Origin of the sequence: Amycolatopsis kentuckyensis, assembly GCF_002155975.1 — a bacterium.
Lineage (GTDB): Bacteria > Actinomycetota > Actinomycetes > Mycobacteriales > Pseudonocardiaceae > Amycolatopsis > Amycolatopsis kentuckyensis.
The window spans coordinates 1-8,689 of record NZ_MUMI01000477.1 but is presented as its reverse complement, the minus strand read 5'-3'; the positions used below and the strand labels follow the sequence as shown (position 1 = coordinate 8,689).

8 protein-coding genes are annotated in these 8,689 nt (G+C 70.8%); 2 read left to right on the top strand and 6 right to left on the bottom strand.

Features of this window, described 5'->3' with window-relative positions:
• Nucleotides 1-39: 39 nt before the first annotated feature.
• Complete coding sequence (locus CCN39_RS37530; RefSeq protein ID WP_086850230.1) at nucleotides 40-429, bottom strand: RDD family protein; 390 nt, start codon at nucleotides 427-429, stop codon at nucleotides 40-42.
• 269 nt (nucleotides 430-698) lie between these two features.
• Here CCN39_RS37530 and glnA point away from each other — a divergent pair, with 269 nt between their 5' ends.
• Entirely contained in the window at nucleotides 699-2,123 is a 1,425-nt protein-coding gene (gene glnA, locus CCN39_RS37525) for a type I glutamate--ammonia ligase (protein WP_086850227.1), read from the top strand.
• Nucleotides 2,124-2,193: 70 nt separating this feature from the next.
• Here glnA and CCN39_RS37520 read toward each other — a convergent pair whose 3' ends face one another.
• The 5 genes from CCN39_RS37520 to CCN39_RS37500 all read right to left on the bottom strand — a co-directional run bounded on the left by CCN39_RS37520 (nucleotide 2,194) and on the right by CCN39_RS37500 (nucleotide 8,096).
• Entirely contained in the window at nucleotides 2,194-2,619 is a 426-nt protein-coding gene (locus CCN39_RS37520; protein WP_086850225.1) for an acyl-CoA thioesterase, read from the bottom strand.
• A gap of 14 nt (nucleotides 2,620-2,633) precedes the next feature.
• Nucleotides 2,634-5,609 (bottom strand): bifunctional [glutamine synthetase] adenylyltransferase/[glutamine synthetase]-adenylyl-L-tyrosine phosphorylase, encoded by a 2,976-nt coding sequence (locus tag CCN39_RS37515; RefSeq protein ID WP_167455300.1) that lies wholly within the window; start codon nucleotides 5,607-5,609, stop codon nucleotides 2,634-2,636.
• 29 nt (nucleotides 5,610-5,638) lie between these two features.
• Nucleotides 5,639-6,772 (bottom strand): inorganic phosphate transporter, encoded by a 1,134-nt coding sequence (locus tag CCN39_RS37510; protein WP_167455299.1) that lies wholly within the window; start codon nucleotides 6,770-6,772, stop codon nucleotides 5,639-5,641.
• Between the two features lie 94 nt (nucleotides 6,773-6,866).
• Nucleotides 6,867-7,613 carry a type 1 glutamine amidotransferase gene (locus tag CCN39_RS37505; RefSeq protein WP_086850221.1) on the bottom strand — a complete coding sequence of 249 codons (747 nt, stop codon included), beginning with the start codon at nucleotides 7,611-7,613 and terminating at the stop codon, nucleotides 6,867-6,869.
• A 15-nt stretch (nucleotides 7,614-7,628) separates the two neighbouring features.
• A complete protein-coding gene (locus CCN39_RS37500; RefSeq protein ID WP_244211176.1) occupies nucleotides 7,629-8,096 on the bottom strand; it encodes a rhodanese-like domain-containing protein in 468 nt (155 codons plus the stop codon).
• Between the two features lie 111 nt (nucleotides 8,097-8,207).
• Here CCN39_RS37500 and CCN39_RS37495 point away from each other — a divergent pair, with 111 nt between their 5' ends.
• On the top strand, nucleotides 8,208-8,660 hold the full coding sequence (locus CCN39_RS37495; RefSeq protein WP_086850219.1) for an Lrp/AsnC family transcriptional regulator: 453 nt from the start codon (nucleotides 8,208-8,210) through the stop codon (nucleotides 8,658-8,660).
• Nucleotides 8,661-8,689: the final 29 nt, after the last annotated feature.

Genomic DNA, 8,689 nt, shown 5'->3' with positions numbered 1-8,689 from the left:
CCCGTCCGGATCCGGACGGGGGCCTTTCTCGTACGCGGGTCAGCGCATCCGGATGACCACGGTGCCGGTCAGCCGGTCGAGCCAGCTGCGGCCGTCGGCGTTGCGGACCGCCGCCGGGACGAGCACGAACGTCAGCGCGGCCCGGACCAGCGCGCGCAGCGGGCCGACCAGCGCGCCGCCGTCGAGGCGGGCGACGCGGATCCCGACCGCGGCCATCCCCGGGGTGAAGCCGAAGAGGCCGGCCGAGATGACCGAGATGATCGCCCACACGCCGCCGGACCAGAGGTTGAACTGCTGCATCACGGCCGGGTCCTGCAGGCTGGGGCGCAGGAAGATCGCCGTGACCAGGGCCGCGACCACGAGGTCGACGATCAGCCCGAGCAGCCGGGCGCCGCCGCTCGCCGCGGAGCCGACGCCCGATTCGGGCAAACCGAACTTCTCGCCCGGCCACCGCGAGCCGTGCTGATCAGTACTCCGGCCGCCGTCGCCGGTACCGGGCAGCCATTCACCGGTCCATCTCGCCACCCGTCTAGGGTATGCCGGTGGCGTGGAGCACATCCGACCTGGTCGGATACCCGATATCGACCACCCGTTAACACCGGCGAAACATACGGGTGACGGTCGGGCAACACCGCACTTTTAGCGTGAGCCGAAGAGAGCACTGCCGTACGAGCTCGAACGAGAAGGAGTCACCGAGGGTGCCCACTACTCCAGACGACATCCAGCGCCTCATCGCCGATGAGGACGTCGAGGTCATCGATGTCCAGTTCTGCGACCTGCCGGGCGTGATGCAGCACTTCACGGTCCCCGCGAAGGCCTTCACCGAAGAGGCGTTCGAAGAGGGTCTCGCGTTCGACGGCTCCTCGGTGCGCGGCTTCCAGTCCATCCACGAGTCCGACATGCTGCTGCTGCCGGACGCGGCGACCGCGCGGATCGACCCGTTCCGCAAGGCCAAGACGCTGGCGCTCAACTTCTTCGTGCACGACCCGTTCACCCGTGAGGCGTACAGCCGCGACCCGCGCAACATCGCGCGCAAGGCCGAGCAGTACATCTCCGAGTACGGCGTCGCCGACAACGTCTACTTCGGCCCCGAAGCCGAGTTCTACATCTTCGACTCGGTCCGCTTCGACTCCGCCGAGCACGCCTCCTTCCACGAGATCGACTCGATCGAGGGCTGGTGGAACACCGGCGCCGACGAGGTCGGCGGCAACCAGGGCTACAAGACGAAGTTCAAGGGCGGCTACTTCCCGGTTCCGCCGGTCGACCACTTCGCCGACCTGCGCGACGACATCGTCCGCAACCTGCAGGGCTCCGGTTTCGAGATCGAGCGCGCGCACCACGAGGTGGGCACCGCCGGCCAGACCGAGATCAACTACAAGTTCAACACGCTGCTGCACGCTGCGGACGACCTGCAGCTGTTCAAGTACATCGTGAAGAACACGGTGTTCGCCGCGGGCAAGACGGCGACGTTCATGCCGAAGCCCCTCGCCGGCGACAACGGCTCGGGCATGCACTGCCACCAGTCGCTGTGGAAGGACGGCCAGCCGCTGTTCCACGACGAGTCGGGCTACGCCGGCCTGTCGGACACCGCGCGCCACTACATCGGCGGCCTGCTCAAGCACGCCCCGAGCCTGCTGGCCTTCACGAACCCGACGGTGAACTCCTACCACCGCCTGGTCCCGGGCTTCGAGGCCCCGGTTTCGCTGGTCTACTCGCAGCGCAACCGTTCGGCGTGCGTCCGCATCCCGATCACGGGCAACAACCCGAAGGCCAAGCGCGCCGAGTTCCGCTGCCCGGACTCGTCGGGCAACCCGTACCTGGCGTTCTCGGCGATGATGATGGCCGGCCTCGACGGCATCCGGAACAAGATCGAGCCGCCGGAGCCGATCGACAAGGACCTCTACGAGCTCCCGCCCGAGGAGGCCAAGGACGTCAAGCTCGTCCCGGGCGACCTCGGCACGGTGCTGGACACGCTCGAGGCGGACCACGACTACCTCCTCGAAGGCGGCGTGTTCACCCCCGACGTGATCGAGACCTGGATCTCGTACAAGCGCGAGAACGAGATCGACCCGCTGCGCCTGCGCCCGCACCCGTACGAGTTCGCTCTGTACTACGACGTGTGATCCGGTAGCAGTCCGGCCCCTGGACACGCCGGCGGTGAGGTGCGAAGAGCCCTCGCCGCCGGCGTTTCTGCTATTCCGAGGTCGACATCAGCTTGAGGTTCGCGCCCGCGGCTTCGAACACGCCTCGGGGGTCCGGCACCAGTTTGCGGATCTCCAGGTCCATCATGCCCAGCGTGCAGGTGATCTCCGCGGCCAGCGTGCCGTCCAGCTTGATGATGTTCGAATCCATCTTGAACGTCTTGCCGTTGCCGAACTTCACGTCGCAGGTCACGTCCACGACGTCGCCCGCGCGCAGCTCGCGGCGGAACACCACGTGGGTCTCCAGCAACACCGAAGCCAGGTTGCCCAGCTCGCGCAGCGCGCCGGCCTGCTCCAGCAGTTCCAGGCGCGCGACCTCGCCGTACGAGTGGTACACGGCGTGGTTGAGGTGGCCCAGGGTGTCCAGCTCGTAGTGCCGGACCTTGATCCGGGTCCGGAACGGCTCGCGATCGGTCACCAGGCCACTGTAGGTCAGGCCTCGTAGAACAGGTGCTCCACCACCGCGTGCGCCCGCCGGGTGATGCGGCGGTACGTGTCGAGGAACTCGCCCGGGTCGTCGCCGGCCGACTGGCCGAGGACGCGGGCCACCGCCGCCAGGTCGCGGCCCGAGCCCGGGACCTGGTCGACCGCTTTGCCGCGCACCAGCATGCCCGCGTTGCGCACGCGGGTCGCCAGCAGCCACGCCTCGGTCAGCGAGTCCGCTTCGGGCTGCTCGGCCAGGCCCGCTTCCGGGAGCACCGCCAGCGCGTCGAGCGTCGACGTCGTCCGCAGGCCATCGACGGAGTGGGCGTGCTGGAGCTGCAGCAGCTGCACCGTCCACTCGACGTCGGCGAGGCCGCCGCGGCCGAGCTTCGTGTGCAACGTCGCGTCGGCGCCGCGCGGCATGCGCTCCGTCTCGACCCGGGCCTTGATGCGGCGGATCTCGCGTGCCTTCGTCGCGTCGAGGCCGCCTTCGGGGTAGCGGATCGGGTCGATCATCGCGATGAAACGCTCGCCGAGGTCGTCGTCTCCGGCGATGAACCGGGCCCGCAGCAGCGCCTGCGCCTCCCAGACCTCGCCCCACCGCGCGTAGTAGGCGCGGTAGGACTCCAGCGTCCGGACCAGCGGCCCGCTCCGGCCCTCCGGCCGCAGGTCGGCGTCGACCTCCAGCGCCGGATCCGAACTCGGCGCGCCCAGCATCTTCCGGACCGTCTCCGCGACCGACGACGCGAACTTCACGGCGTCGGCGTCCGAAACCCCCTCGGACGGCTCGCACACGAAGAGCACGTCCGCGTCGGAGCCGTAGCCGAGTTCGGCGCCGCCGAGCCGGCCCATGCCGATGACGGCGATGCGCGCGGGCGTCAGGCCGAGCTCCGCCTGCCGCTGGCGGAACGCCGCGGCCAGCGCGCCCTGCAGCACGGCCACCCAGACGCTCGAAAGCGCTTCGCAGACGGCGGGCACATCGAGCAGCCCGAGCAGATCCGCGCAGGCGATGCGCAGGAGTTCGTGCCGCCGCAGCGAACGCGCGGCGGCGACGGCCGCGTTCAACCCGGGCTGACGCCGGACGGCGGCCCGCAGCGACGTCGCCACCTCCGCGGGCGTGCGCCCCAGCAGCCGGGCGGGGTCGCCGAGCAGTTGCAGCACCTCCGGCGCGCGGACCAGCAGGTCCGGCACCAGCCGGGACGTGCCCAGCAGGAAGGCCAGGTTCTCCACGACCGTGCCCTCGTCGCGCAGCACCCGCAGGTACCACGGCGTGTCTTCGAGCGCCTCGGACACCTTCCGGTACGACAGCAGGCCGCCGTCGGGATCGGGGGTGTCGGCGAAGAGGTCGAGCAGCACCGGCAGCAGCGCCTGCTGGATCGCCGCGCGCCGCGAGACGCCCGCGGTGAGGGTCTTGATGTGCTGGAGCGCGCCGTCGGGTGCGGTGTAGCCCAGCGCGGCCAGGCGGCTGGCGGCCTGCTTGGTGGTCAGGCGCAGCGCCTCGGTCGGCACGTTCGCGACCGACTGGAGCAGCGGCCGGTAGAAGATCTTCTCGTGCAGGCGCCGGATGCCCTTGCCGTGCCGCCGGAACTCCGCCAGCAGCGCTTCGCCCTGGCTCTTGCCGCCGTTCGCCTTGATCCCGCTCGCCCGGGCGATGACGCGCAGCTCGCCGGTGTCCGCCGGCGCCGGGAACAGGTGGGTCCGGCGCAGCCGCCGCAGCTGCAGCCGGTGCTCGATCATCCGCAGGAACTCGTAGGACGCGCCCAGTTCGGCGGCGTCCTGCCGGCCGACGTAGCCGCCTTCGCCGAGCGCCTCGAGCGCGTCCATCGTGGACGGTGAGCGCAGGTCCGCGTCGACCCGGCCGTGCACGAGCTGCAGCAGCTGCACCGCGAACTCGACGTCGCGCAGGCCGCCGCGGCCCAGCTTCAGCTCGCGTTCGGCGTGCTCGGACGGCACGTGCCCCTCGACCCGGCGGCGCATCTGCTGCACCTCGGCGACGAAGTTCTCCCGGTCGGCCGCCGACCACACCAGCGGCGCCACCATCTCGGCGTACTGACGCCCGAGCTCGGCGTCGCCCGCCACCGGCCGCGCCTTGAGCAGCGCCTGGAACTCCCAGGTCTTGGCCCACTTCTGGTAGTAGCCGTGGTGGCTGTCCACCGTGCGGACCAGCGCGCCGGCCTTGCCCTCGGGGCGCAGCGCCGCGTCGACCTCGAAACACGCCCTGTCGACGACGCGCATCATCGTGCTCGCCAGCCGCGTCGCGAGACCGAGGTCCCCCTCGCCGACGAAGATGACGTCGACGTCGCTGACGTAGTTGAGCTCCCGGCCCCCGCACTTGCCCATCGCGATGATGGCCAAGGTGCCTTCGGCGGACGCGCCGGCTTCGGTCTCGGCGACGACCAGCCCGGCGGCGAGCGCGGCTTCGGCCAGCTCGGTCAGCTGCGCCGCGACCTCGGCGTAGCGCGGGTGCTCGAGCCCGGCCTCGACGACGTGCCCGAGGTCGGCGGCGGCGATGCCGAGCAGCTGGCCGCGGTAGGCGACCTTGAGCGCCTGCTCGGCCTTGAGCCCGGTGAGCACCGAACCGTCGTCGGCCAGCAACGCCGTACGCAGGGCCTCGCGGTAGCAGGCGGAGTCGGTGCACTTGTCGCCGGTCAGCGAGCGCCACTGGTCCGGGTTGGCGGCGAGGAAGTCGGCGAGCGCGCTCGACGTCCCGAGCACGCTGAGGAAGCGACCGCGGAACGTCCGGTGGGTGCGGAGCAGCGCTTCGAGTTCGGCCCACTCGGTGGCGTCGGCCTCGCGGATCCGGTCCAGGCCGCGCAGCGCGAGGTCCGGGTCGGCGGTGCGGGACAACGCCGCGAGCACGTCGGCGGCCGACTCGACCGGACCGGCGTCGGCCCACCAGCCGGCCGCGCGCAACTGACCCTCGGCACGGGGATCGGTGAAGCCGTACCTCGCCGCCGAAGCGGTCGTTCGCGCGCGGTCTGCCATCACCGAACACCGTAGCCCGGGCGGGCGGGTCAGGCGGCGAGCCGACCCGGCTCGGCCCCGGCGGGCGTCGGCTCGGGCACCTGGAAGCTGTGCGCGGTGACGGGATGGCGTCGCGAGAGCAGGTAGATGCCGAGGCCGACCCCGGCTCCGACGACGCCCACCGCGATGGTGCCCGCGTTGCCGAGCGAGGCGATCTTGCCGGAGACCGCGCCGACGATCGCGGCGGCGGGCAGCGTGAACAGCCACGCGATGACCATCCGGCCGGCCATCCGCCAGCGGACCGGCGCGTCCCGGCGGCCGACGCCGGAGCCGATGATCCCGCCGGAGCAGACGTGCGTCGTCGACAGCGGGAAGCCGAGCCGCGACGAGACCAGGATGACCAGCGCCGAGCTCGTCTGGGCGGCGAAGCCCTGCGGGCCCTCGATGTCGGTCAGGCCCTTGCCGAGGGTGTGGGTGATGCGCCAGCCGCCGAGGTAGGTGCCGAGCGCGAGCGCGCACGCGGCGCTGATGATCACCCAGACGGGCGGCGACGCGCCCGCGGGGAGGCTGCCGGCGGTGACGAGCGTGAGCGTGATGACGCCCATCGTCTTCTGCGCGTCGTTGGTGCCGTGCGCGAGCGAAACCAGGGACGCCGAGACGATCTGGCCGACCTTGAACCCGCGCGTGGCGGGCCGGCCGCGGACCAGGAAGCGGTAGACCAGGTAGGTCGCGGTCATCGCGACGAGCCCGGCGATGACCGGGCTGGCCGCGGCCGGGACCAGGACCTTCTCGACGATCTTTCCGAAGTGGACCGAGTCGGTCCCCGCGGAGATCCAGGTGGCGCCGATCAGGCCGCCGAACAACGCGTGCGACGAACTCGACGGCAGGCCGACGAACCACGTCACGAGGTTCCAGACGATCGCGCCGATCAGCCCGCCGAAGACGATCGCCGGGCCGATCTTGGTGTCGTCCACCAGGCCGCTGGAGATCGTCTTGGCGACCTCGACCGACAGGAACGCGCCGACCAGGTTCAGCACCGCCGAGATCGCGACCGCCACGCGGGGCTTGAGTGCCCCGGTGGCGATCGACGTGGCCATCGAGTTCGCGGTGTCGTGGAACCCGTTCGTGAAATCGAAAATGAGGGCCGTGACGACGACGACCACGACCAGCAACGAGGGTTGCACCCCGACCTCCGCACCCTTGTGGGGACTCCTCCCGCAAGGTACCTGACGGGTGCGCCCGCCGTTAACAGGATGTTGCTGGTTGTGACCTCTGTCGTTAAGCCAGCGGCAAAGTACGGTGACTCGCCACCGCGGCCTCGAGTTCTCCGGCGGCCAGCTTGACGAACCTCTGCGCGAACGGGCGCCAGGTCTCCGCGATGTCGGCGTGCACGGTGACCAGGTTTTCGTGCTCGAGCGAGCCCGGCCGGGCGAACTCGGCTTCCTCGGGGCATTCCGCGGCCCAGCTCTCGACGACCTCGGGTGTCGTCTCGATGTGGAACTGGACACCGTAGACACAACGCCCGAGCCGGTAGGCCTGGTGCGCGTAGCGCGGCGAGGAGGCGAGCAGCTCGGCGCCGGGCGGGAGCCGGGTGATGGCGTCGGTGTGGAACTGGAGGACGTCCTGCACGAGCGGCAGGTCGGCGAACAGCGGGTCGGTCCACGCCGCGTCCTTCTTGCTGACGAGGTGCGGACCGACCTCCGGCCCGTCGGGGGCGACCCCGACGCGGCCACCGGTGGCGACGGCCAGCAGCTGCGAACCGAGGCAGATGCCCAGGGTGGGCAGGTTCTTCGCGGCGGCCTTGGCCAGCAGCCGCCGGACGTCGGCGAGCCACGGGTGCTTGGCATCGTCCTCGGCGCCCATGCCGCCGCCGAGGCAGACGACGCCCTGGTAGCCGTCGAGCTCGGGGAGGTCCTGCTCCGGCTGCAGGCGGACGTCGAGTTCCGCGCCGGCCTCGGTCAGCCAGTCGCCGAGGGGGCCCAGCGGGTCCGACGTGTCCGGCTGGATGATCAGGATTCGTGTCACGCTGTCCAGGGTAGGTCAGCAGGCACAGCGAATTCCTCCGGCTTTGTCGCTTTGGGCTTTGTCGCTTTGGGCCTTGTCGCCTTGGGCGTTGTCGCCTTCGACGGGATAGCCGGCGGCGAGCCAGCTCGTGATGCCGCCGGAGAGCCGTTTCACCTTGAAGCCGAGCTCGGCGAGCTTGAGGGCGCCCTTGGTGGCGGCGTTGCAGACGGTGCTTTCGCAGTAGCAGACGTAGACGAGGTCGCGGTCGAGGTGTGCGGTGGTCTCGGGGGTGAGGTCGCGGTAGGGCAGGTTGATCGCGCCGGGGATGCGGGCGTGGGCGAAGGCTTCGGGCGCACGCGTCTCGACGACGACGTAACCCTCGGTGCGTCCGGCTTCGAGGTCCTGGACGAGATCGTCGGGATCGACCTCGAAACCGAGTTCGGCGCCGAAGTACGCGACGGCGGCCGCGGGTGCCGCGGCGGAGAAGGCGAGCGTGCGTGTCATGGGGTAAATCCTGCTGGGGCAAGCGTTTCCGGGACAGGGCAGAATCGGCGTGGAAGCCCGGGACGGCCGGGGATTTCCCTGTTCTGGCCCTGCGAACCCGGGAGAGTTGCGGTGGACCACCTCGACGACGTCGACTGGCGCCTGCTGGAGCTCCTGCAGGCCGACGGCCGCTTGAGTTTCTCGGAGCTGGGCCGCCGCGTATCGCTGTCCGGCTCGGCGGTGACGGAACGCGTCCGCCGTCTCGAGGAGCGCGGCGTGATCACGGGCTACGCGGCGAGCATCGACACGACGAAGCTGGGGTTGCCGATCGAGGCGTTGGTCCGGGCACGGGTCCGGAGCCTCGACACGCCGCGGTTCCGCTCGGCGGTGCTGCCGCTGGCGCAGGTCGTGGCGGCGGATCACGTGACGGGTGAGGAGTGCTGGGTTCTGCGGGTGCTGTGCCGGGATACCGCGGAGCTGGAGGAGCTGCTCGAGAAGGTGCAGCGGTACGGGGAGACGAGCACGTCGCTGGTGTTGTCGTCGCCGTTGCGGGGGCGGCCGTTGGCTCGGCCGGGTGCGGGTTGAGGTTTTGCGTGGGTCTCGCGTGATCCGGG